Raw genomic sequence first — 22,621 nt, forward strand, 5'->3', positions numbered from 1 at the left:
CGACGCGGCCAACACGATCGTCGATCCACGCTCGGGACTATCGATCGCCGCGTGCAGCTTCGCGCCAGCAGTGGCGGCAAAGCCGACGGCTTCTATTGCCCCTTGAGAACAAGGCTGCCGGATGCTCAGAGCTCACGCCCGGGATTTGACCACCGTGGCGGCGCCCTCCGACATCAGGGCGGCGAGCGAGCGAACGAGCGTGTCCCGGAACGCCTGATCCGACGACAGATCGTCGCCGAACACCTCGGCGATGCCAAGGAAAGCGCCCACGATCTCTTCTGCCCGATGCAGCGGTTGCGTCATCCCGGCGATCCGGGCGGCCAGAGGATCGCGGACGTCGATCGGATTGCCTTTTTCGTCGATGCCGCGCGCATAGCGCATCCAGGCGGCAACGCCGAGCGCAAGGCGGTCATAGGAGGATTTGGTCGCGATGCGCTCGCGGATGGTTCCGAGCAGCCTCTGCGGCAGTTTCTGCGAGCCGTCCATGGCGATCTGCCATGTCCGGTGGCGCAGCGCCGGATTGCGGAAACGTTGAAGCAATGCCCGGCGATAGGCGGCGAGATCGAAACCCGGCAGCGCCGGCAAGGTCGGCGAGACCTCCTCGATCATCAATCCCTCGACCAGCGCCTCCATGCCCGGCAGCGCCATGGCTTCGGCGACCGTCTCCGCGCCGGCGAGATAGCCGAGATAGGCGAGCGTCGAATGGCTTCCGTTCAAGAGCCTGAGCTTCATCATCTCGAAGACGGCGACGTCGTCGACGAAAACGACACCGGCATTTTCCCAGGCCGGACGGCCAAGCGGAAAGTCGTCTTCCACGACCCATTGCCGGAACGGTTCGGTCACGATCGGCCAGGCATCGTCAACGCCGATCGCCGCGGAAATCTCCGACCGGTCGCTTTCCGTCGTCGCCGGGACGATCCGGTCCACCATGGTCGACGGCGAGGCAACCTGCCCGACCACGCGGCCGAGGGCCGGATCGCGCAGTTCTGCAAAGCGCGTGACGACGTTTTTCAGCACGTGGCCATTGGACGGAAGATTGTCGCAGGAGAGCAGCGTGAACGGGGGCACGCCGGCGGCCGCCCGACGGGCAAGCGCCTCCACGATGAAGCCGACCGCCGACTTCGGTCGTGCGGGGTTCCTGAGATCGTGGACGACGTCGGGATGATTTTCGTCGAGCCTGCCGGTTGCCGGATTGTGGCAATAGCCTTTCTCGGTGATCGTCAGCGAAACGATCCGCGTCGCCGGGTCGGCCATGCGGTCGAGAACGGCTTCCGGGTTCTCCGGCGCGCAGAGGAGCTCGACGACACTGCCGATCACCTGCAGTTCCTCGCCCTCACCATCCTGGACCCTGAGCGTATAGAGCCCGTCCTGCGGCGCGAGCGCATCGCGCGTCTCGGGGCTGCGCAGAGAGACGCCGCAAATCCCCCAAGCCGGGTCCTGTGCAAGCACCGCGTCGGTGAAGGCGGCCTGGTGCGCCCGGTGGAACGCGCCGATGCCGAGGTGGACGATACCGACGGCAAGCCGGGCGTGGTCGTATTCCGGCCGTTTGACGGTAGCCGGCAACCGGTCGAGTGTCTGTCGTGAGAGCCGCATCATGAAGCCTGCTGTTGTTCTGCCCGCGTGACGATCTGCGTCGGGCTGACGAATTGTGGTGCGAGAAGTTTCACCCCGAATCGGCACCGATTCCAGGGCAACATGCAGCAGCGGCTCACAAGCGGTACGCCCGCTTGGCAAGTCCGTAGGCAAGTTCCTGCGCGAGGTCGCGGGCCTCCTCCTCGTCGAGGCGGTGGTCCGCGACGAGGCGGGCGAGATAGGCGCAATCCACCCGGCGTGCCATGTCGTGCCGCGCCGGGATCGACAGATATGCGCGGGTATCGTCGTTGAAGCCAACGGTGTTGTAGAAGCCGCAGGTCTCCGTGGTCGTCTCGCGGAACCGGCGCATGCCTTCCGGACTGTCGAAGAACCACCAGGCGGGACCTAGCCTCAGCGCCGGATAATGGCCGGCGAGCGGCGCCAGTTCGCGCGAATAGGCGGTCTCGTCGAGCGTGAAGAGGATGATCGTCAGCGAGGCGTCGTTCCCGACCGCATCGAGCAGCGGTTTCAGCGCGTGCACATAGTCGGTCGCTTTCGGGATATCGGCGCCCTTGTCCGGCCCGAAATTCGTAAACAGCGACGGATTGTGGTTACGGTAGGAACCGGGATGGATCTGCATGACGAGGCCATCGTCCTGGCTCATGCGCGCCATTTCCGTCAGCATCTGGCCGCGGAAGGCCTCGGCCTCCGCCGGTCCGGCCCTGCCGGACAGGACCTTATCGAACAGATCTGCTGCGTCGGCTTGCGAAAGGTTTTCCGTACGCGCGGTCGCATGGCCATGGTCCGTCGCGGTGGCGCCGCGGGCCTTGAAGAAGGCGCGGCGGGCACGATGCGCGTTGAGATAGCCGGTCCACGTCGCGGGCTCGCCAGTGATCGCGAGCAGCTTCCCGACATTCTCGGCAAAGCCGAGTGCCTCGGCATCCACGACGGCGTCCGGCCGATAGGTGGGCACGACACGGCCATGCCATCCCGAACTGCGCACAGCATCGTGATGCGCGAGATCATCCAGCGCGCCGTCGGTCGTGGCGATCACCTCGATTCCGAACTTGTCATAGAGCGCGCGCGGCCGCATGGCCGGTGTCGCGATCGCCTCCGCGATGCGATCGTAAAGGGCGTCTGCGTTGCCCGGCCCCAGCCGCTCCGTGATGCCGAAGACGGTTTCCAGCGAATGCTCGAACCACAACCTCGTGGGCGTGCCGGCAAAGAGATGGAAATGCTCGGCGAAAAGCCGCCAGATGGCGCGGCCATCGAGGGCGACACTGCTGCCGTCGCGCCTCTTGACCCCGAGGTCTTCCAGCCTGACGCCCTGCGAATAGAGCATCCGCGTCGCATAATGATCCGGAGTGATAAAGAGCGCCGCGGGATCCGGAAAGGCCTGATCCTCCGCATACCAGGACGGGTCGGTATGGCCGTGCGGCGAAATGATCTTCAGGCCGGCAACGGCGGCATAGAGCCGCCGGGCGACGGTCCGAGCCTCCGGCTCCACCGGAAACAACCGATCGGGATGCAATGCCATTTCCGCGCCTCCCCCTGCGTCCATATTGGCAACATGGATGAATTGATATACTAGTATCCAAAGCCGAGTCAACCAATGGAATTTGCTCCATGTCGCAACGCCAACGCCCGGGCGTGTCGTCGCCGTCTTTTGCGATGCCTGGCGGCGTCAAGGTTCGCCGGGTGACGACGGCATCGGCGATCTACGAACAGCTCTATGCCGCGATCCTTTCGCTGCAGATGAAGCCGGGCGTCGCGCTGCAGGAGAAACGCATCTCCGAGGAATTCGGTGTCAGCCGGACGCCGGTGCGCGAGGCGCTTCTGAGGCTGGCCGAAGCCGGTCTGGTTGAAATCTTCCCGCAATCCGGGACCTTCGTGTCGCGAATTCCGGTCTCCGCCATTCCCGAAGCCGTTGTCATCCGCAAATCGCTCGAGCGCACGACTGTGGAACATGCCGCTGAAATCGCGACCACTGACGATATTACCAGGCTCGACGCGATCATCGCCCGCCAGCGCGTCCACGCGGCGCACAACGAGCCCTCGCTATTTCACGAGCAGGACGAGGCCTTCCACGAGGCTATTTCGGCAATCGCCGGCTATCCGGGCATCTGGACCATCCTGAAGACCGTGAAGCTGCAAATCGACCGCACCCGCCGTCTGACGCTGCCGGTGCCTGGCCGCATGGATAGCGTCATCGAGGAGCATATGACGATCCGCGACGCGATCGCGGCGCATGAACCCGACCGCGCCCGCGACGCGATGATGCATCACTTGAGCGCCGTCATTCCGGATATCGACGAGTTACGGCTTCTCTATCCGGGCTATTTCAGCTGAACACCGGGCCACGGACGACTATTTCCGGATTTCGCGCGATGGCGGAAGAGAGTGGGAGTCGAACCCACCAAAGGCCGTCTCTCGACCCCTCCCGGATTTGAAGTCCGGACGCCCCACCGGGGACGAATCTCCTCCTGAAACACCCTTGTTGTCACTGACACCATTCGACAAATTGCCGAAAAGGTCCAGACGGTTGCGATTGAGGCGGCGCATATCCCCGCGTCTGAGCGTGACGCTGTGGCGATCGAAGAAGTCGAGGATCTGGATCGCAACCTTGCGGCCGTTTTCGAGACGATCGCGAAACTGCATCGCGGTGAACCAACCCTTGTCGGCGGCCGTGCTTATCTCCACGATAACCGCGACCATCTCCGCGACCACTTCGCGTAGGAAGAAATGATCGTGCGCCACCTCGTGCACCTTGCCCATGCGGCTGCCGAGCTTCAAGAGCCGGCGCACCTGCGCCTCGGGCATCGCCAGCAATCCCGCGATATCGCGCACGCGCGGCGGGCGAAACCGCTCAGCTCCGTCGAGCAAAGGCTCGATATCATGCCAGAGCCTTTCATCGGCCAAAGCCATCGTTACCCGATGGTCGGCAAGGCGGACCCAGGCTCCTTCGAGCGCGATCTCGCCCGATCGAGCGAGTACTTGCAAAGCCGCCCGAAAAGCCGGCACCGGCAATCGAAGCTCCGCCAGCGTGCGCAGCCGCTCGACGCCTATTCCCAGAAGGTCCGGATTATCCGCGTGGAAGGTCTTGAGTCTTGCGAGGATGCCGCTGCGAAATTTTTCCCAACTCGTCTCGGACGTGGCGAGCGTCGCCGCATCCAGCGGCAGCTGTACGATCCTCAACGATTGGGCCAATGCGCCGGCTTCTGTTTCGGCAATCGCCCGGTCGCGTGCAAAGGCGCCGATGTCGACATAAAACGGTGGCACGGCAAGCAAGGCCTCGATCGCCTGTTTCGGATCGGTGAGCGACAGGGCTTCGAGTTGCGCCAGCCGCTCCGCCGTGCGCCGCTTGCGCGCCGGCGCGCGCAGATCCAGGAAGCGGCCGCCGCCGATCGTGCGCCGGGCAGAGGTGTCGCGAACAACGTACCGGTCTCCGGCCGCCGCCGCGATCGGCCGCTCCAGCACGAGCTGGACGAGCGTGCGCGCTCCAGGCACTGCCGGCTCGTCAGCCAGAAGGACAATGCGGGCTCCGACTTCGACTGAGGCGTGATGAAGCCGCACCGGGAACCAGTGGCCGATCGGCTTCGGCTCCGAGGCGAGTACTCGCAACGTCGCATCGATCCGGCCAGTCGGTGCATGCAGGCTTCGGTCGCAGACCATGTCGCCGCGCCCAACTGCCGTCTTCGTGATGCCGGGGCCGGCGAGATTCAACGCGCAGCGATCGCCCGCGCGGCCACTTTCACTTGGCCGGTTCTGCGCGTGGATCGATCGCACCCGCGCGTCGAGGCCGGAAGGGCTGCTGGTGACGCGGTCTTCCACCGCCACTTGTCCCGAAAGCACGGTTCCGGTGACCACCGTGCCAACCCCTTGAATGGTGAAGGAACGGTCAACGGCCAGCCGGAAGCGGCCCGATGTCCGTCGTCGTGTGAAGCAGCGTGCCGCACCGACGATTTCGTCGCGAAGCCATGCCACCCCCCTGCCCGATATGGTCGAAACCGGGATCATGGGGGCATCGGCAAGTGCCGAACCCGCAAGTTCGTCTCGCATCTGACGTTCGACTTCTTGAAGGCGATCTTCCGTCACGAGATCGGCCTTGGTGATGGCGACGATGCCGTTTTCGATGCCGAGAAGATCGACGATGGCAAAATGCTCGCGCGTCTGCGGCATGACGCCGTCGTCGGCCGCGACCACCAGCAGGACGAAATCGATGCCGCCGGCGCCCGCAAGCATGGTGTGAATGAATTTCTCATGGCCGGGTACGTCGACAAAGCCGATGGTCTCCGCGCCCTCGACCGGCATGTAGGCAAAGCCGAGGTCGATCGAAATGCCGCGATCCTTTTCCTCCTTCAGCCGATCGGTGTCGATGCCGGTCAGCGCGCGTACGAGCGACGTCTTGCCATGATCGATATGACCGGCAGTGCCGACGATCACTGTTCATTCCTTTCGCTTGCAGGCTGTGACGGGTCCGCCGTTTCGGACAGCGGCATTGCGGCGCGACGCTCCGCCTCTGCCAGTTCCTCCGCGTCGAGCGCGGCGCGTACGACGTCGAAGAATGGCGCGGCCAGCGCGCTGCCGCCTCCCCGCGCCCTCAAGAGCCAAGCGAAGGCTTCGATCGGATCGCGGGCGATGCCGCTTCCCAGATGATAGGCTGCGCCAAGCATCGCCTGCCCGTCGGCGTCACCCGCACGCGCGCCGCGTCCCCACCAGTAGACCGCCTCGATCGGATCGCGCGCGACCGCGATGGCATTGTGGTAGAGCATCCCGAGCCGCGTCATCGACGCGGCCGAACCGTTCTCGGAGGCGGCGAGCGCCCAGCGGTGGGCTTCCACAAAATCGGGCTCGATGAGATCGCCCTCGAGCAGCATCCAGCTCAGCATGTCCTGAGCCTCGGCGTCGTTCTGTTCGGCCGCCTTGCGGTAAAGCGCTGCGGCCCTTTGATAATCCGGTGTGATCCCCTCGCCCTTGAACAGGAGGGAGGCGAAGTTGCGCTGGCCGACCGGATCGCCCGCCTCGGCGGACAAGCTCAGCCAGCGATAAGCCAGGTCGGCGTCCCGCGGCACACCCAATCCGCCGGCAAAACAGGCGCCGATATTGTTCTGCGCCCGCGCGTCTCCAGCCCGCGCCAAGGGTTCCCAGATCGCGAGGGCGGTCTCAAAGTCGCCATTGCGGGCGGCGGCGAGCGCCTTGGGCATGGAGGCCTCGCCGGACGCATCGCTCTCGGTCGGCTTTCGCGAGAAACGGCTGAAAAGGCTCACGACGAAGGTCCTCCACCCGGCGGCTCGAGATGTTCGAGATTGGCAACGAAGCCCTCTTCGTCCTCGAGGCAGCGCAAGTCGAGGACCAGTGACCCGCGTTCTATGCGGCCGATGACCGGCATCGGAAGACGCCTGAGTGCCGCGGCCAGCTCGGCGAGAATGCGGCCGCTGCCCGATAGCGGCGCCAAGGCGAGCCCCGCGCTCGGCACGGTGGAGAGCGGCAGTGCGCCGGAGCCGATCTGGCTTTCGCAGGCAATGACCGAAACGTTGAAGGCGCCCTTTACCGTGCGCTCCACCAAGGGCGCCAGCCGTGCGGCCTGCTCGCTGATGTCGGCCTTCGGACGCGCGAGCAGCCGCATCGTCGGAAGACGTTCGCTCAAGCGATCCGGGTCGCGGTAGAGCCGCAGCGTCGCTTCCAGCGCCGCAAGACGGATCTTGTCGACCCGCAGCGCGCGTTTCATCGGATTCCTGTTGATCTTGTCGATGAAGGCGCTGCGCCCGACGATGAAGCCGGCCTGCGGTCCGCCAAGGAGCTTGTCGCCGGAAAAGGTGACGATATCCGCGCCATCGACGATCGCTTCGCTGACGGTCGGCTCGTGCGCAAGCCCGAAGCGTTCAAGATCGGTGAGCGTGCCGGAGCCGAGATCGTTTACGAGCGGAAGCCCACACTCGTGGGCGATGCCAGCGAGCTCGCGCGCCCCCACCTCTTTGGTGAAGCCTTCGATGCGATAGTTGGAGGCGTGGACCTTCATCATCAGGCCCGTATCGGGTCCGATGGCGTCGCGATAATCCCGGGCATGGGTGCGGTTCGTGGTGCCGACCTCGACGAGGCGGACACCGGAGCGTATCATGATGTCCGGCATGCGGAACGCGCCGCCGATCTCGATCAGTTCGCCGCGCGAGACGATCGCTTCCCTGCCCGCCGCAAGACTGTTCAGCACCAGAAGCACGGCCGCGGCATTGTTGTTAACGACGGTCGCATCCTCCGCACCGGTCAGTTCGCAAACGAGAGCGCGCAGGTGATCATCCCTTTCACCGCGCTTGCCGCTTTCGAGGTCGAATTCGAGCGCCACCGCCTCGCGCATCGCCTCCGTCGCGGCGTCGATCGCCGCCTCAGCCAGCAAGGCGCGGCCGAGATTGGTGTGGAGCACGGTCCCCGTCAGATTGAAGAGAGGGCGGAGCGTCGATCGATCATTCGTCTCAAGCGCCGCGACGGCGGCAGTCGCGATGGCATCCGAGGAAGGGATGTCTCCGCCTTCACGCACCTCATTCCGGATCGCGGCCAGGACGTTCCGCAAGGCTTCGAGTACGGGTTGCCGTCCGAAGCATTCGATCGCTTCGACGACAGCGGCCGATCGGAGAAGCTCGTCCACTGACGGGATGTCACGCAATCTGACATTGGCATCCATTACAGCCCTCCCTACAGCGCCGCGCGTCTCAGAAGCCGGCCAGAAGCGGCGCAAAACCGCCACGGTGATAAAGGCCTTCGCGCATCAGGAGATCGAGGCTCAGGCTCGCAACATCATCGGCAATCGGTTCTGCCGCCGGCTCCCTGGTCTGGTAGAAAATCTTCGTCCAGCCATGGCACTCGTCGCAGGTCTCCGCCTTGACGATCCCGCCGTGGTCTTCGATCTCCCGGTAGGAGATCCCCTTCGTGGAGCCGCAAAGCACGCATTTGACCCGGACATAGTGCCACAAGGTGCAGCAAAGAGAGCAGGAACAGAACCGTGCCCCGTGCGAGCCCGGCCAGCCGACGACCATGGATGATACCGGCCGACCGCCGCATGACGGGCAAACGCCGTCGGCGACCGGCGTGAGCTTCTTCTCGTCGAGAAGCGACGCGAGCCGGGCGAAATGCACCTGCAGTGCTGCCCAGACAAAGATATGCTCCGCGATCGCGTCCGCGGGCAAGGAGCCGGAGAGAACGGTATCGGCCATGGCAAGACGTGCTTTCGGATCGGCCGCAACGACGCGCGCGAGCGCATCGGCGGCCGGGGCCGGTTTCTCGATTGCGTCAGCGGCGGCGAACAGGCGATCGAATATCATGTTGATCGTTTCGCCGCCCTCCATTCCATGGCGATGGAGCGGCGGCATTTCGAACTCACGCGCGCGTAGGACCGCCCCGGCGTCGGGGGGTTCGGCGAGCGGAAGATCGGCCTGGATATCGTGTTGGACTACAGCGAGCGCGGCTACGAAATTGAGATAGGGGGCAAGGTCGCTCGCTTCAGCCAGTTGACGCAGGCGGTGCGACCGGACGGAAAAAAGCGAAGCGGGATCGGGAAGGCGCGCAAAAGGCGGCGACGAAACATCTCCAATTGCAGTGGGATCCGGCGCTGCGGCGTCTTTGCGTTTCATCACACTCCCTCACGAACCCGACGGGCCACGTGATCTAATCCCTTGCAGCGCCGCGCGTCTCGAGACGCGCAAGGTCGCCGCAACCTTTGAACCGCTCCTACTCGGCTGCGGTCCGCTTTTCGTCTTTCGCAGGCGGTTTGGCGACCAGTTCGCGCAGCCACTTGCGGTGATACCGCCACGCCCAACCGCCGGTCACGGAACCACGTACCATCCCGCGTATCGTACCCTTTACCCAGATCGCTGCATAGACATGGGTGATCCAGACGCTGATCGCGAGGACGGCGGCGATCGCGTGCACGAGAAGGGCCCAACGCTTCTGCTCGATTGTCGTGTAAGTCGCGAAATACTCATCCCATATGACGATGCCGGACGTGATCAGCACGACGATCAGGATCGACATGGACCAGAAGACCAGCTTCTGCCCGGCATTGTACTTGCCGATTTCAGGCAGGCGCTCGTCATGCGCGGCGAGCACATCGCGTACGCGCGCGAGCCAGGTGCCATCCTCGCGCTTCCAGAGATTGAGCTTCCAGAAACGCAGGAACAGGCCGAGAAAGCTGAAGAACAGGACGACGCCGATCCACGGGTGAATGGCGCGAACCAGCTGGCCGCCACCGAACAGCGCGGACAGGAAGAAAAGCCGCGGGTGGAAAAGAGACAGGCCGGAAAGCGCAAGCAGCACCAGGCTTCCGGCGGTGATCCAGTGATTGATCCGCGCGGCGCCGGTATAGCGGTCGACGGTGACGGGCTTGCCGGCATGAACGCTGTCGCCTTTGCCAACGTCATATTCCGTGTTCGTACTCATGAGGAACGATCTCCCGTCAACCTCTCGGCAGCCTCCTCGTCCTCTTCAGAGACGCGGTTGGGGCCGTTGACCATGTAATGCAGGAAACCGGTGACCGCCGCGACGCCCATCACGGCGAGACCGGCATATTTGGTGACCCCCTTCCAGGCCTCGACGACCGGGCTGATCGTCGGATTGTTGGCCAGACCGGCATAGATCTCCGGCTTGTCGGCATGGTGCAGCACATACATCACGTGCGTGCCGCCGACGCCCGGCGGGTCATAAAGACCCGCATTGGTAAAGCCGCGGGATTTGAGATCGGTGATCCGCCCTTCCGCATGTTTCTTCATCTCTTCCTTGGTGCCGTAGACGATCGCTTGCGTCGGGCAGGCCTTGGCGCAGGCGGGCCCCTGGCCGACTGCGATGCGATCGGAGCACAGCGTGCATTTGTAGGCGGTGTGGTCGACCTCGGAAATCCGCGGGATGTTGAAAGGGCATCCCTTGATGCAATAGCCGCAGCCGATGCAGTTCTCGTGGACGAAATCGACGATACCGTTCGAATATTGCACGATGGCACCGGGTGCGGGGCACGCCTTGAGACAGCCCGGGTCCTCGCAATGCATGCAGCCATCCTTGCGGATCAGCCACTCAAGATTGTTGGTCTCGGGGTTCTCCCATTCGGTGAACCGCATCAGCGTGAACATGTCCGGCGTCAGATCGTGCGGATTTTCATAGACGCCGGTATTGGTCTCGAGCGCGGGATGGGTGTCGTTCCATTCGATGCAGGCCGATTGGCAGGCCTTGCAGCCAATGCATTTCGAGACGTCGATGAGCTTGGCCACCTCGGTCTGGCGCTCGGCGGGCGGCGTCACGGTCGACGCCGACCGCCGCATCAGGTCCTTTTCACCGAACTTCGGACCTTGCGGGGCGGTGGTGGGATTTGGGACGGGCGGGAACATGGCTCTGGCCTCCTACGCCACCGGCCCGGCAATGGGCTCTATGTTGACCAGGAACGCCTTGTATTCCGGCGTTTCGATGTTGGCGTCGCCGACGAACGGCGTCAGCGAGTTCGGGCCGAAGCCCTTCTTCGCCGCCCCGGTGAACCCCCAATGCAACGGTATGCCCACCACATGGATCGGTTTGCCGTCGCAGACCAGCGGCTTGATCCGCTTGGTGACGACCGCCTTCGCCTGGATCGATCCGCGTTTCGACCAAACGCGCACCCAGCCGCCCTTGGTGATGCCTTTCTCCGCCGCCAGTTCTTCCGATATCTCGACGAAGAACTCCGGCTGCAGCACGGCATTCACCCGGACATGCTTGGTCCAGTAGTGGAAATGCTCCGTCAGGCGGTAGGAGGTCGCCGCATAGGGGAACTCTGCCGAAGCGGGCTCGGCAAACTGCTCGAAATCGCCGGCAAAGACCCGCGCCGCGGGATTGCCGCGCACGTTCGGTGCGACGAGATTGCCGATCGGGGATTCGAACGGCTCGTAGTGCGCCGGGAACGGCCCGTCTCGCATCATGCCCCTGGTGAAGAGACGCGATACGCCTTCCGGGTTCATGATGAACGGCCCGACATCCGTGGGCTTCGCCGTCGGAGCGATATCGGGCACGTCGTACCCCGCCCATTTCGCGCCGTCCCATTCGATCAGCTTGCGGCTCAGATCCCATGCCTTGCCGTTCACGTCCGCCGAGGCCCGGTTATAGAGAATACGGCGGTTGGCAGGCCAGGAGAACGCCCATTTGGAATAGGCGCCGGTCTCGTCCGGGTCCGACGTGTCGCGCCGGGCCATGTTGTTGCCGTTCTCGTTGAAGCAGCCGGCATAGATCCAGCAGCCACTCGAGGTCGAGCCGTCGTCGCGGAGCGCCGCGAAGGCCGGTATCAGCTTGCCGGCCTCGGCCACGACCTTTGTCGGGTCGGCGGTATCGTAGACGGTTGCAAGCGCCTTGCCGTTGATCTCCTTGGCAAGCTCTTCGGCGGTCGGCTCTCCGGGATCGGCATAGGCCCAGTCGAGATTGAGGATCGGATCCGCGAACTTTCCGCCTTCCTTGCGGTAGAGTTCCTTCAGACGCACATGGATCTGCGCCATGATCCAGTTGTCGGTCATCGCTTCGCCGGGAGGCGTGCCGCCCGGCCAATGCCACTGCAGCCAGCGGCTGGAGTTGGTGAGCGATCCTTCGTCTTCGGCAAAACAGGTGGAGGGCAGCTGGATGACCTCCGTCTGGATCTGTGACGAATCGACGTCGTTGTATTCGCCGTGGTTCTCCCAGAACCGCGCCGTCTCGGTGTCGAGCGGGTCCATGGTGACGAGATATTTGAGCTTCGACAGCGCGTCTGTAAGCTTCTTACGGTTCGGGGCCGCAAGCAGCGGATTGAAGCCCTGACACATGTAACCCGTCATCTTGCCCTGGTTCATGAGCTCGAAAGCGCGCAGGACGTCGTAGCCGGGCAGATCGAGCTTCGGCAGCCAATCATAGGCGAAGTTGTTTTCCGGCGTCGCCGCCGCACCCCACATCGCCTTCTGGAAGCTGACGAAGAACTTCCTGTAGTTCTGCCAATAGCTCATCTGGTTGGGTCTGAGCGGCTTGAAGCCGCGCGTCGACATGTAGGTTTCGAGATCGATCTCCTTTTCTGTCGGCAGCGTCAGGTAGCCGGGCAGCAGGTTCGACATCAGCCCGATGTCGGTCAGGCCCTGAATGTTCGAATGGCCGCGCAGCGCATTCATGCCGCCGCCACGCAACCCGATATTGCCGAGGATCAGCTGCAGCATCGCCATGGCGCGAATGTTCTGCGAACCCTTGGAATGCTGCGTCCAGCCGAGCGCGTACATCGAGGTCATCACCTTTGTCGGCGACGAGCATTCCGCGATCATTTCGGCAACCTTCAGGAACTTGTCCTTCGGCGTGCCGCATATGCGCTCCACCATTTCGGGCGTGTAGACGGAGACATGCTGCTTCAGCAGGTTCCATACGCAACGTGGGTTCGCCAGCGTCTCGTCGACGACGGCATAGCCGTCGGGACCGATGTCATAGTCCCAGGTCGACTTGTCGTAGTCGCGCTTTGCCTCATCATAGCCCGTGAACAGCCCGTCCTTGTACTCGAAGCCGTCCTTGACGATGTAGCTGGCATTGGTGAACGCCTTGACATAGTCCCACTGCACCTTGTCGTTCTGGATGCACTGGTTGATCACGCCGAGCAGGAAGGCGATGTCCGTACCCTGGCGGATCGGCGCATAAAGATCAGCCACCGACGCAGACCGGGTAAAGCGCGGATCGACCACGATCAGCTTCGCGCCGCGATTGGCCTTCGCCTCAGTGACCCACTTGAATCCGCAAGGATGCGCTTCGGCGGCATTGCCGCCCATGATGACCACGAGGTCGGTGTTCTTGATGTCCGTCCAGGAGTTGGTCATTGCGCCGCGGCCGAATGTTGGAGCCAAACTGGCTACCGTAGGGCCGTGTCAGACACGCGCTTGGTTGTCGAAGACCAGCATCCCGGCGCTGCGGACGACCTTGTAGGTCTCCCATGCCGTTTCGTTCGTTGTCGCGGAGGCCGCGAGGAAGCCGGTCGTCGTCCACCGGTTCACCGGCACGCCCGCCTCGTTTCTCTCGACGAAATTGGCGTCGCGGTCGTCCTTCATCAGCCGGACGATCCGATCGAGGGCCTCATCCCAGCTGACCCGCTCGAACTTGTCAGAACCGGGCTTGCGGATCATCGGATATTTCAGCCGCGTTTCGGACTTGACGAAATCGAGCAGCGCCGCGCCCTTCGGACAGAGCGTACCGCGATTGGTCGGATGATCGGTGTCACCCTCGATATGGATGATTTCCGCCTTCTCGCCCTTCGTCCGGTCACCCTTCGAATACATGATCACGCCGCAGGCGACGGAACAGTAGGGACAGGTGTTGCGGGTTTCGGTCGTGCTCACGAGCTTGAAGGCACGGATCGCTTCGGCATGCGCGGCTTCGATTTCACCGAAGCCTAATGATCCGAGCGCCGTGGCCGCCGCTCCGGCACCGACGGCGCCCAGGAATTGGCGCCGCGAGAGTTCCATGTTCATAGCATGACACCTCCCTGAAACCGGCCTTGCCGACAAGGGCGTGCCGGAGAATTTGGGTCCGCCTTTTGACGAGAAAGACGTAAAATCGGCGTTGCAAGTTTAAATCTTAATCCTCCCTATCCTGTTGTCAAATCGATAAGAACTACAAATCACGAACATGATATTCCACTTACATCTAAATTGAGACGCGCGTGTATTAAGCGCCGCGAACACAATCGGAGCGGACCAATGCCTTAGCATTTTCTCTCACATCTTCGTGAACACCACTTGATCGTTGCTGGCGAGTGCTCCCCGGCAAATTGACGCTCTCGCCCGGATCAACCATAGTAGCACCATGGGCTTGCACGCCGCTCCCGAGGCTCGGGGCATTGCGCAGTCACGATCGCCATGGGGCGCCGCCGAAGCGGTGGGCCATTCCGGCCTGCGCCCGACGCATCTCCGGTTTTCCGCGAAATTTCCATCCGGGCTGCTGCACTGCGCGTCCGGCCAGACGCAACAGTACACGACAGTAATGCAATTGGCTTTGGCGGATGCCTTTTTTGCCCCCATCCCTGTGCTTGTCACAGGGATCCAGCAGCGCCGCGTCTGCGGCGCGGAAGGGTTCTTTCAGCCCAAGGACTTGGGCTGGCTGGATTCCTGTGACAGGCACAGGAATGAGGGCAGGAGGAGATGCGTTACCGTACCCCAACCAATGAGGCAGAAGCTGACTACTGCCGTGTACTGTGGTCAGGCGCGCAAACGTCGCTGTATCGCTTTGAATTGCTGTATCAATTTGCCCTTGTTCGGCTCCGGTCCAATTCACACAATCGTGCCGCGTCGCGCGCGGTCCATACGAAAATCGGGAGGCAACCATGGATAACGCGACCATGCCGCGCCTGACGGCGCTTGCCCATGGCGGCGGCTGCGGCTGCAAGCTGGCGCCATCGGTCCTGCAGCAACTGCTGGCCGATCAGCCGGCGGGCAGCCCCTTTGCCCGCCTCATCGTCGGTACCGAGACTGGCGACGATGCCGCCGTCTGGCAGCTCGACGATGAGACCTGCGTGATCGCCACCACCGATTTCTTCATGCCGATGGTCGACGACCCCTTCGACTTCGGCAGGATCGCCGCAGCCAACGCCATATCCGACGTCTATGCCATGGGCGGAAAACCGATCATGGCGCTCGCCATTCTCGGCATGCCGATCGAAAAGATGCCGGCCGAACTGGTGCGCGAGATCCTGAAGGGCGGCAGCGCGATCTGCGCCGAGGCCGGCATTCCGGTCGCCGGCGGCCACTCGATCGATTCCCCCGAGCCGATCTACGGCTTGGCGGTTATAGGCACTGGCTCGACCGCCAATATCAGGCGCAACAGCGGCGCGCGCGCCGGCGATGCGCTGATCCTGACGAAGGCGCTCGGCGTCGGGATCTATTCGGCGGCCTTCAAGAAAGGCGCGCTGCCAGCGGATGCCTATGCCGAACTCATCCAGTCGACGACGCTCCTGAACCGCATCGGCGCCGAGCTCGCCAAGCAGTCTCCCGTCCATGCCGTCACCGATGTCACCGGCTTCGGCATTCTCGGCCACGCACTCGAGATGGCGCGAGGGTCGAAGAAGCGGATAGCGATCGATGCCGACGCCATTGCGCTCTTTTCCCATTGCGCCGAACTCGCAGAGCAAGGCTTCGTGACCGGCGCATCGCACCGCAACTGGGCAAGCTACGGCATGGACATCGCCTTGCCGGAGGATCTTCCGATATGGCGGCGCCACGTCCTCACCGATCCCCAGACCTCCGGCGGGCTGCTCGTATCATCCCGCGCCGATCAGGCGGACGCACTGCTCGACGAGATCGTGGCCGCAGGCTATCCCGCAGCGCGGATCATCGGGGCGGTAGAGGAAGGCGAACCGGGTTTGCGCGTCACGGCTTGACCGCGGCTTGTTGAGGAAATATTGCTCGATGTCGGCGATGTTCGCCAAGACAGCGGCGATCGCCCACGACTTCGAAGGCCGCTACCAGCTGCCGGTGGCGAGCGCGAAGGGTGACCATTCGGCAAAATCGTAGCGGATCGACAGCGCGTCCGGCCGCCAGACGATACGGCGCGGATGGAAACGCCAGTAGCGCTCTGCCCCCTCGAGAGGGTTGGCAGGGTGATCGAACATAAGCTCGGCCGCGCCGGTCATCTGCAGCAGGCCACCCGTCGAGAAGTCCGCGAAGACCAGTCCGGCTCGCGGATTAAGCGCGATATTGCCGAGCGTGTTGAAGAAGCGGTTGCCGATGAAATCCGGGACCGTCAGCCAGCCGTCCTCGCCGACATCGACGAATCCCGTGCGGCCGCCGCGATGGGAAACGTCCACCTGCCGGCCGGCGGGAAGGTCCGCATAGGTGGCGACGAAGAAGGTGTCCGCTTGCCGGATCAGGGTGCGGGCGGGTGCGTCGAGCTCTGAGCTCCAGGTGGGGGCTACCGCCGGCGGCTCCGACGGATCGCGGACGAATTGCACCTGGCGGAGCTGGATGTATTTCGGGCAGTTGCCGAAGCTCTGGCCGACGCTCAAATCGAACCCTCGCGGGTGCCGGCTGAGGATGCCGTTCAGCCGGTTACGGCGGCGGGTGGCGAGATCGATACCGAGGAGGGCGAGCGAGGCGCCATCCTCCATGCCCGCCTCAGCCGGGTCCGCCGGCTCCCTGGCGAGCTCGACGGTGAGCCGGTGAGCGTCCGGTGCATGGAGGAAGCCCGGACGCCCCGCCCGGAGCGTTGCCCACACGTCGCCGTCCTGGTCGACCGCCCCGAGCACCACCATCGGCAGCAGGGGATAGAATTCGCGGTGCTGGTCGATCAGATGATCGCGCAGAACCCGGCGACCGATCTCGTCCATGCGCGCTTCCACACCGGACCGCGTCTGCAGCGCAAGCTCGCCCGCATGCCAGGGCGAAGGATCGAGGAGACGGCTGTCCATGTTTGTGACTCCCTAGATCACGATGATTTTGGGTCGAATCGACCCAAAATCATAAACGTGATCGATTCTAATAAGTTAGAGCGGGATGCGGGCGGAAAACCGCGCACACTTTTCCTCATCCCGCTCTAGGCGGCCAGACCGACAGGCGTCTTCTGGAACTCGACAAACCCCGGCAACGCCTCGATGCGGCCCAGCCAGGCGCGGATGTTGGCATAGGGCTGAAGGTCCACGTCGCCTTCCGGCGCGCTTGCCACGTAGCTGTAAAGCGCGACATCGGCGATTGTCGGCCCGTCGGCCGCAATCCAGCTCCGGCCCGCAAGCGCCGCCTCGATCAGCGTCAGGATCGCGTGGGCGCGGGGAATGACCTCTTCCGGCCGATAGGGCGCCTTGAACACATTGATGAGGCGCGCCTGCGCCGGGCCATGGGCGATCTGGCCTGCGGCGACCGAAAGCCAGCGCTGAACGGCGGCCGCGCCCTCGGGGTCTTCGGGCAGCCAGTCCGTGCGTCCCGTCTTCTTAGCGAGATAGATCAGTATGGCGTTGGAGTCCGAGATGATCGTACCGCCGTCATCGAGCACCGGAACCTGGCCGAACGGGTTGAGCGCGAGGAACTGCGGCTCCTTGTGCTCCTTCCTGCCGAGATCGACGAGCACGAGCTCGTGCTCGATTCCGATCAGCGAGAGAAAGAGCCGGGCACGATGTGCATGGCCGGACAGCGGGTGATGGTAGAGCTTCATGTCTGTCTCCTGAGGAATAGAACGGCATCAAGATGATTGTTAAACGCGACGTTGATAAGCGCCCAGAAAGACACTAGACCATTTCACCGGACGCAATAATGCGCACGGAGCAGCAAGGCGATGGATCGCTGGCAGGCAATGCGGATCTTCGTGCAGGTGGTGGAAAGCGGCGGGTTTGCGCATGCCGCCAAGATGCTGCACATGAGCCCGCCATCGGTGACGCGGGCGATTGCGAGGCTGGAGGAGATGATCGGCACGCGGCTGCTCGTCCGCACGACCCGTTCGCTAAAGCTGACGGCGGCGGGCGAAGGCTACGCGGCCGATTGCCGGCGCATTCTGGCGGAGATTGCCGAGGCGGAGGCCAATGCGGCGGGCAGCTTCACGCATCCGGCGGGGTTGCTCACGGTGACGGCGCCCGCCCTTTTCGGGCGCATCCACGTGCTCCCCGTCGTCCTCGATTTTCTCGATCGCTACCCTGCCATGCAGGTGAAGACCATCTTCGTCGACCGGGTGACCAACCTGGTCGAGGAAGGATTGGATGTCGCCGTGCGCATCGCGGCGCTTCCCGCCTCGGGTCTCATCGCTCGCCGCGTCGGTTCGGTCAGGCAGGTTCTCTGCGGCTCGCCGGATTATTTCGCCCGCTTCGGCGAGCCGACGGAACCGCAGGATCTTGCTCATCATCGTATCATCGGCCGCGAGGGTCTTTTCGGCCATTCGGAATGGCTCTTCGGCCGTGACAACAGCATTCGCGTTCCGATCAGTCCCCGCCTCATCGTCAACACCAATGACGCGGCCATCTCTGCCGCGGTCGCCGGTTGGGGGCTGTCGCGCTTTCAGTCATACCAGGTGGCGCAGGAGATAGAGGCCGGCCGGCTCAAGGTGGCGCTTGCCGACTACGAGCGGGCGCCGGTTCCGATCCACATCGTGCACGCGGAGGGGCGCATGGTTTCCGCCCGGGTGCGTGCGTTCGTGGATTTCGCGGCCGAGCGCCTTCGGCGCCGCGCGGGCGTGAACGCCGAGGCTTGAAGACTAATGCATGTCGCCCAAAAGTGTGCAGCGGTTTTGGGACAACGACATGCACAAAAGCAATGGCCTAAAGCGCGTCGCATGAGTCTGATTGAACGCGACACGCTTTAGAGGCGGGCAAGGCAAGCCGCGCCTCCGGCCAGCAGTCCGCCTCACGCTTTTCCGTAACCGCCCCCGGTCGGTGTCACGACGATGAAGGCCTCGCCTGCTTCCAGAACCGTGTGAGCGCAGCCGGCCAGTTCCTCGATCCTGCCGTCATTGCGCCGAACGCTGTTGCGGCCGAGTTCGCCCGGCTCTCCGCCCTTCAGCCCGGAGGGCGCGACGCGGCGGTGGCCGGAGAGAATGGCGAAGTCCAACCGTTCGCGCGCGCGGATGGTGCGCGCGGTGCCATTGCCGGCCGACCATTTGCCGCGGCCGCCGGAAGCTTCGCGAATATGGAAATCCTCCAGCACCACCGGGAACCGCGTTTCGAGAATTTCCGGATCGGTGAGCCGCGAATTGGTCATGTGGGTGTGGACCGCGTCGGCGCCGCTATAGCCGGGACCCGCGGGAGCGCCCGAGCAGATCGTTTCGTAATACTGGTAGTTCGCATTGCCGAAGGTCAGGTTGTTCATCGTCCCTTGCGCGGCGGCCTGCGCCTCGACGGCGCCGAACAGGCAATTGGTCACCGCCTGGCTGACCTCGACATTGCCGGCGACGACCGCCGCCGGATAGCGCGGCGTCAGCATCGTGCCTTCCGGGATAATGATGCGGATCGGGCGTAAGCAGCCGGCATTCATCGGAATATCGGCTTCGACCAGAACCCGGAAGACATAGAGGACCGCCGCGCGCGTCACCGGCGCCGGCGCGTTGAAATTGTCCGAACGCTGCTCCGACGTGCCGGTGAAATCGACCGTCGCCTCGCGCTTCTCGCGATCGACGGAAATCTTCACGACGATCCGGCAGCCCTGATCCATTTCGTATGAGAACGCGCCGTCGCGCAACTGGTCGAGCACGCGGCGCACGCTCTCGGCGGCGTTGTCCTGGACGTGCCCCATATAGGCTTCGACCACGTCCTCGCCGAACTGGGCGATCATCTTCTTCAGTTCCGCGACACCCTTCTCGTTGGCCGCGACCTGCGCCTTGAGGTCGTTGACGTTCTGCAGGATGTTGCGCACCGGATAGCGTGCGCCGCTCAGAAGCTTCTCCAGTTTCTCCTCGCAGAACCGGCCGCGGTCGATGAGCTTGAAGTTGTCGATATAGACGCCTTCCTCCTCGATATTGGTCGCAAGCGGCGACATCGATCCCGGCGAAATCCCGCCGATATCCGCGTGATGGCCGCGGCTTGCGACCCAGAAGCGGATCTCGCGACCGGCATCGTCGAACACCGGCGTGCACACCGTCAGGTCCGGCAGATGCGTGCCGCCGTTATAGGGCGCGTTGATCAGGAACACGTCGCCCGGATGAATGACCGGGTTTTCCCGGATCGCGGTGGCGACGGAGGCGTCCATGGATCCCAGGTGCACCGGCATGTGCGGCGCGTTGGCGACGAGATTGCCGTTGTTGTCGAAAACCGCGCAGGAAAAGTCGAGCCGTTCCTTGATGTTGACCGAATAGGCGGTGTTCTGCAGCGTGACGCCCATCTGTTCGGCGATCGACATGAAGAGGTTGTTGAAAATCTCCAGCATCACCGGATCGGCCTTGGTGCCGATGGCGGTGCGCTCGGGCAGCGGCTTGATGCGCGTGAGAACGATATGATCCTTCGCCGTCAGCTCCGCCTGCCAGCCGTCTTCCACGACGATCGTCTGGTTGGCTTCGATGACGATTGCCGGGCCTGCCAGCCTTTGCCCCGGCTCGATCTCGGAGCGCAGCACCACCGGCGCGTCGTGGAATGCACCTTGCGAATAAAAGCGGGTTCGCCGTCCGAGATCAGGCGCACCGGAGGTGACGGCAAGACCGTCCGCTTCCATCTGCGCCGCACCGCCGCCGACCGTCTCGACCTCGACCGCATCGATCACCAGCGCCTTGTTCTCGGCGATGAAGCCGAAGCGGCGTTTGTGCAGGAGTTCGAACTCGCGACGCAGTCGCGCGGCGTCGTCGTGCTCCGGAAAATGCGCCTCGACGGCGAGCGCGGTATCCGTGCCGGCATAACGGATATGAGCGCGAAGATGGGTGCGGACGAGATCCCGCGCGATGGCCTGCGCCTTAAGCTCCGCAAGGCACTCTTCCTGCAATTCACGGCCGAGCCCCGCCATTGCCGGCGGCGCCTGGTCATCGAGCGTTACGCCGAGCGCCTTCTGCCGCGTCGCGCGAATGTCCGCGAGCCCCATGCCATAGGCCGATAGCAGCCCCGACATCGGGTGGACGAGAATGTTCTTCATGCCGAGCGCATCCGCCACCAGGCAGGCATGCTGGCCGCCGGCGCCGCCGAAGCAGCTCAACGCATAGCGCGTCACGTCGTAACCGCGCTGGACGGAAATCTTCTTGATCGCCTCGACCATGTTGGCAACCGCAATGCGGATGAAGCCGTCGGCGACCTCTTCCGCGCTGCGCCCGTCGCCGATCTCCTTCGCCAGCGCCGCGAAGCGTGTCCGCACGGTCTCGACGTCGAGCCGTTCGTTCTGCTCCGGCCCGAACAGCGCCGGAAAGAATTCCGGCATCAGCTTGCCGAGCATCACGTTGGCGTCGGTCACGGCGAGCGGGCCGCCGTTGCGGTAGCAGGCAGGGCCTGGATTGGCACCGGCCGAATCCGGGCCGACGCGAAAACGCTCGCCGTCGAAATGGAGGATCGAACCGCCGCCGGCGGCGACCGTGTGGATCAGCATCATCGGCGCCCGCACGCGCACGCCGGCAACCTCGGTCTCGAAGGCGCGCTCGTATTCGCCGTCGAAATGGGCGACGTCAGTCGAGGTTCCGCCCATGTCGAAACCGATGATCCGGTCGAAGCCGGCCGCCTCCCCGGTCTTCGCAAGGCCGACGACGCCGCCGGCCGGACCGGAAAGAATCGCATCCTTGCCCTGGAACATGTCCGCCGCCGTCAGGCCGCCTGACGACATCATGAACATGATGCGCGCCCCGGACCGCACGACGTCGAGTTCGTCGGAGACCTGCGCGACGTAGCGGCCGAGCACCGGCGAGAGATAGGCGTCGATGACGGTGGTGTCGCCGCGCCCGACATACTTGACGAGCGGCGAGACCTCGTGGCTGACCGAAACCTGCTCGAAGCCCATCGCGCGAGCGAGGCGCGCCACCAGCGCCTCGTGGTCGGGATATCTGTAGGCGTGCATGAAGACGATGGCGATCGCCCGGTAGCCTTTCGCCTTCAGGTCTTCGAGGGCATGCCGCGCATCATCCTCGCTCAAGGGTCGCTCGATCGCACCGTCGGCGAGCACGCGCTCGTCGAGTTCAACGATGTCCTGGTAGAGCGCTTCCGGCTTGATGATCTCGGTCGCAAAAATCTTCTTGCGCTCCTGGTAGCCTATCCTCAGCGCATCGCGGAAACCGCGCGTGGTGATCAGCGCCAGTCGCTCGCCCTTGCGTTCGAGAAGCGCATTGGTGGCAACGGTCGTGCCCATCCGCACCTCGCCGATGAGGCCGGCCGGTATCACGTCGCCCGCTGGAAGCCCAAGAAGCTGCCGGATGCCGTGCACCGCCGCGTCGCGGTAAGCCTCGGGATTTTCGGAAAGAACCTTGCGCGCGTGGAGCGCGCCGGCGGGATCGCGGCCGATAACGTCGGTGAAGGTGCCGCCGCGATCCACCCAGAAGTCCCAGGTCCCGGTTCCGCTCATCTTCACTCCCTTCGCTTCCCGCATCCGCTTCTACAGCGCCGCGCGTCTAGTCAGACGCGCAAAGGACGCTGGAGCACTCTGAAGTGCTCACTGAAAGCGGATAAGATGCTCAAGATCAATCCGAA

General features: G+C 63.8%; 14 protein-coding genes, 1 tRNA gene and 1 pseudogene. 3 read left to right on the forward strand and 13 right to left on the reverse strand.

Going from position 1 to position 22,621, the window contains the following annotated elements:
- Positions 1-132 precede the first annotated feature (132 nt).
- Positions 133-1,593, reverse strand: a complete 1,461-nt coding sequence (locus ILFOPFJJ_RS17475; RefSeq protein WP_173512481.1) for a mannitol dehydrogenase family protein — start codon at positions 1,591-1,593, stop codon at positions 133-135.
- Positions 1,594-1,708: 115 nt separating this feature from the next.
- Positions 1,709-3,109, reverse strand: coding sequence for a glucuronate isomerase (gene uxaC / locus ILFOPFJJ_RS17480; RefSeq protein ID WP_173511836.1), 1,401 nt, complete (start codon positions 3,107-3,109; stop codon positions 1,709-1,711).
- A gap of 89 nt (positions 3,110-3,198) precedes the next feature.
- Between uxaC and ILFOPFJJ_RS17485 the strand changes: the two genes are divergently transcribed.
- Entirely contained in the window at positions 3,199-3,921 is a 723-nt protein-coding gene (locus tag ILFOPFJJ_RS17485) for a GntR family transcriptional regulator (protein ID WP_173511837.1), read from the forward strand.
- A 39-nt stretch (positions 3,922-3,960) separates the two neighbouring features.
- Here ILFOPFJJ_RS17485 and ILFOPFJJ_RS17490 read toward each other — a convergent pair.
- The 8 genes and pseudogenes from ILFOPFJJ_RS17490 to fdnG all read right to left on the reverse strand — a co-directional run bounded on the left by ILFOPFJJ_RS17490 (position 3,961) and on the right by fdnG (position 14,036).
- Positions 3,961-4,056: transfer RNA gene (locus ILFOPFJJ_RS17490), tRNA-Sec, on the reverse strand.
- A gap of 123 nt (positions 4,057-4,179) precedes the next feature.
- A pseudogene (gene selB / locus ILFOPFJJ_RS17495) lies at positions 4,180-6,015 on the reverse strand (selenocysteine-specific translation elongation factor); the annotation flags it as partial.
- Positions 6,012-6,776, reverse strand: a complete 765-nt coding sequence (locus tag ILFOPFJJ_RS17500; RefSeq protein WP_173512482.1) for a tetratricopeptide repeat protein — start codon at positions 6,774-6,776, stop codon at positions 6,012-6,014. The pseudogene selB and the gene ILFOPFJJ_RS17500, both read right to left, overlap by 4 nt.
- A gap of 59 nt (positions 6,777-6,835) precedes the next feature.
- Positions 6,836-8,248, reverse strand: coding sequence for an L-seryl-tRNA(Sec) selenium transferase (selA, locus tag ILFOPFJJ_RS17505; RefSeq protein WP_173511838.1), 1,413 nt, complete (start codon positions 8,246-8,248; stop codon positions 6,836-6,838).
- Between the two features lie 28 nt (positions 8,249-8,276).
- Entirely contained in the window at positions 8,277-9,194 is a 918-nt protein-coding gene (gene fdhE, locus ILFOPFJJ_RS17510; RefSeq protein WP_173511839.1) for a formate dehydrogenase accessory protein FdhE, read from the reverse strand.
- Between the two features lie 97 nt (positions 9,195-9,291).
- Positions 9,292-9,999 (reverse strand): formate dehydrogenase subunit gamma, encoded by a 708-nt coding sequence (locus tag ILFOPFJJ_RS17515; protein WP_173511840.1) that lies wholly within the window; start codon positions 9,997-9,999, stop codon positions 9,292-9,294.
- Positions 9,996-10,937: a formate dehydrogenase subunit beta gene (fdxH, locus tag ILFOPFJJ_RS17520; RefSeq protein ID WP_173511841.1), complete on the reverse strand. Its 942-nt coding sequence runs from the start codon at positions 10,935-10,937 to the stop codon at positions 9,996-9,998. The genes ILFOPFJJ_RS17515 and fdxH overlap by 4 nt, the downstream gene beginning before the upstream one ends.
- 12 nt (positions 10,938-10,949) lie before the next feature.
- A complete protein-coding gene (gene fdnG / locus ILFOPFJJ_RS17525; protein ID WP_210267477.1) occupies positions 10,950-14,036 on the reverse strand; it encodes a formate dehydrogenase-N subunit alpha in 3,087 nt (1,028 codons plus the stop codon).
- 851 nt (positions 14,037-14,887) lie between these two features.
- Between fdnG and selD the strand changes: the two genes are divergently transcribed.
- Positions 14,888-15,940, forward strand: a complete 1,053-nt coding sequence (selD, locus tag ILFOPFJJ_RS17530; RefSeq protein WP_173511842.1) for a selenide, water dikinase SelD — start codon at positions 14,888-14,890, stop codon at positions 15,938-15,940.
- An 81-nt stretch (positions 15,941-16,021) separates the two neighbouring features.
- On the opposite strand, the gene ILFOPFJJ_RS17535 is transcribed toward selD, so the two are convergent.
- Both ILFOPFJJ_RS17535 and ILFOPFJJ_RS17540 read right to left on the reverse strand, forming a co-directional pair.
- Positions 16,022-16,966 carry a pyridoxamine 5'-phosphate oxidase family protein gene (locus ILFOPFJJ_RS17535; protein WP_173511843.1) on the reverse strand — a complete coding sequence of 315 codons (945 nt, stop codon included), beginning with the start codon at positions 16,964-16,966 and terminating at the stop codon, positions 16,022-16,024.
- A gap of 125 nt (positions 16,967-17,091) precedes the next feature.
- Positions 17,092-17,703 carry a glutathione S-transferase family protein gene (locus tag ILFOPFJJ_RS17540; RefSeq protein ID WP_173511844.1) on the reverse strand — a complete coding sequence of 204 codons (612 nt, stop codon included), beginning with the start codon at positions 17,701-17,703 and terminating at the stop codon, positions 17,092-17,094.
- Positions 17,704-17,823: 120 nt separating this feature from the next.
- On the opposite strand from ILFOPFJJ_RS17540, the gene ILFOPFJJ_RS17545 reads away from it, so the two are divergent.
- Entirely contained in the window at positions 17,824-18,729 is a 906-nt protein-coding gene (locus tag ILFOPFJJ_RS17545) for a LysR family transcriptional regulator (RefSeq protein ID WP_173511845.1), read from the forward strand.
- A gap of 152 nt (positions 18,730-18,881) precedes the next feature.
- Here ILFOPFJJ_RS17545 and ILFOPFJJ_RS17550 read toward each other — a convergent pair whose 3' ends face one another.
- Entirely contained in the window at positions 18,882-22,496 is a 3,615-nt protein-coding gene (locus ILFOPFJJ_RS17550) for a hydantoinase B/oxoprolinase family protein (RefSeq protein WP_173511846.1), read from the reverse strand.
- Positions 22,497-22,621: the final 125 nt, after the last annotated feature.

Origin of the sequence: Sinorhizobium psoraleae (assembly GCF_013283645.1) — a bacterium.
Lineage (GTDB): Bacteria > Pseudomonadota > Alphaproteobacteria > Rhizobiales > Rhizobiaceae > Sinorhizobium > Sinorhizobium psoraleae.

Excerpts from the sequence above, each read along its gene's own strand:
- ILFOPFJJ_RS17475 (WP_173512481.1), bottom strand. The coding sequence starts at position 1,593 with ATGCGGCTCTCACGACAGACACTCGACCGGTTGCCGGCTACCGTCAAA.
- uxaC (WP_173511836.1), bottom strand. The coding sequence starts at position 3,109 with ATGGCATTGCATCCCGATCGGTTGTTTCCGGTGGAGCCGGAGGCTCGG.
- ILFOPFJJ_RS17485 (WP_173511837.1), top strand. The coding sequence starts at position 3,199 with ATGTCGCAACGCCAACGCCCGGGCGTGTCGTCGCCGTCTTTTGCGATG.
- ILFOPFJJ_RS17500 (WP_173512482.1), bottom strand. The coding sequence starts at position 6,776 with ATGCCCAAGGCGCTCGCCGCCGCCCGCAATGGCGACTTTGAGACCGCC.
- selA (WP_173511838.1), bottom strand. The coding sequence starts at position 8,248 with ATGGATGCCAATGTCAGATTGCGTGACATCCCGTCAGTGGACGAGCTT.
- fdhE (WP_173511839.1), bottom strand. The coding sequence starts at position 9,194 with ATGAAACGCAAAGACGCCGCAGCGCCGGATCCCACTGCAATTGGAGAT.
- ILFOPFJJ_RS17515 (WP_173511840.1), bottom strand. The coding sequence starts at position 9,999 with ATGAGTACGAACACGGAATATGACGTTGGCAAAGGCGACAGCGTTCAT.
- fdxH (WP_173511841.1), bottom strand. The coding sequence starts at position 10,937 with ATGTTCCCGCCCGTCCCAAATCCCACCACCGCCCCGCAAGGTCCGAAG.
- selD (WP_173511842.1), top strand. The coding sequence starts at position 14,888 with ATGGATAACGCGACCATGCCGCGCCTGACGGCGCTTGCCCATGGCGGC.
- ILFOPFJJ_RS17535 (WP_173511843.1), bottom strand. The coding sequence starts at position 16,966 with ATGGACAGCCGTCTCCTCGATCCTTCGCCCTGGCATGCGGGCGAGCTT.
- ILFOPFJJ_RS17540 (WP_173511844.1), bottom strand. The coding sequence starts at position 17,703 with ATGAAGCTCTACCATCACCCGCTGTCCGGCCATGCACATCGTGCCCGG.
- ILFOPFJJ_RS17545 (WP_173511845.1), top strand. The coding sequence starts at position 17,824 with ATGGATCGCTGGCAGGCAATGCGGATCTTCGTGCAGGTGGTGGAAAGC.
- ILFOPFJJ_RS17550 (WP_173511846.1), bottom strand. The coding sequence starts at position 22,496 with ATGAGCGGAACCGGGACCTGGGACTTCTGGGTGGATCGCGGCGGCACC.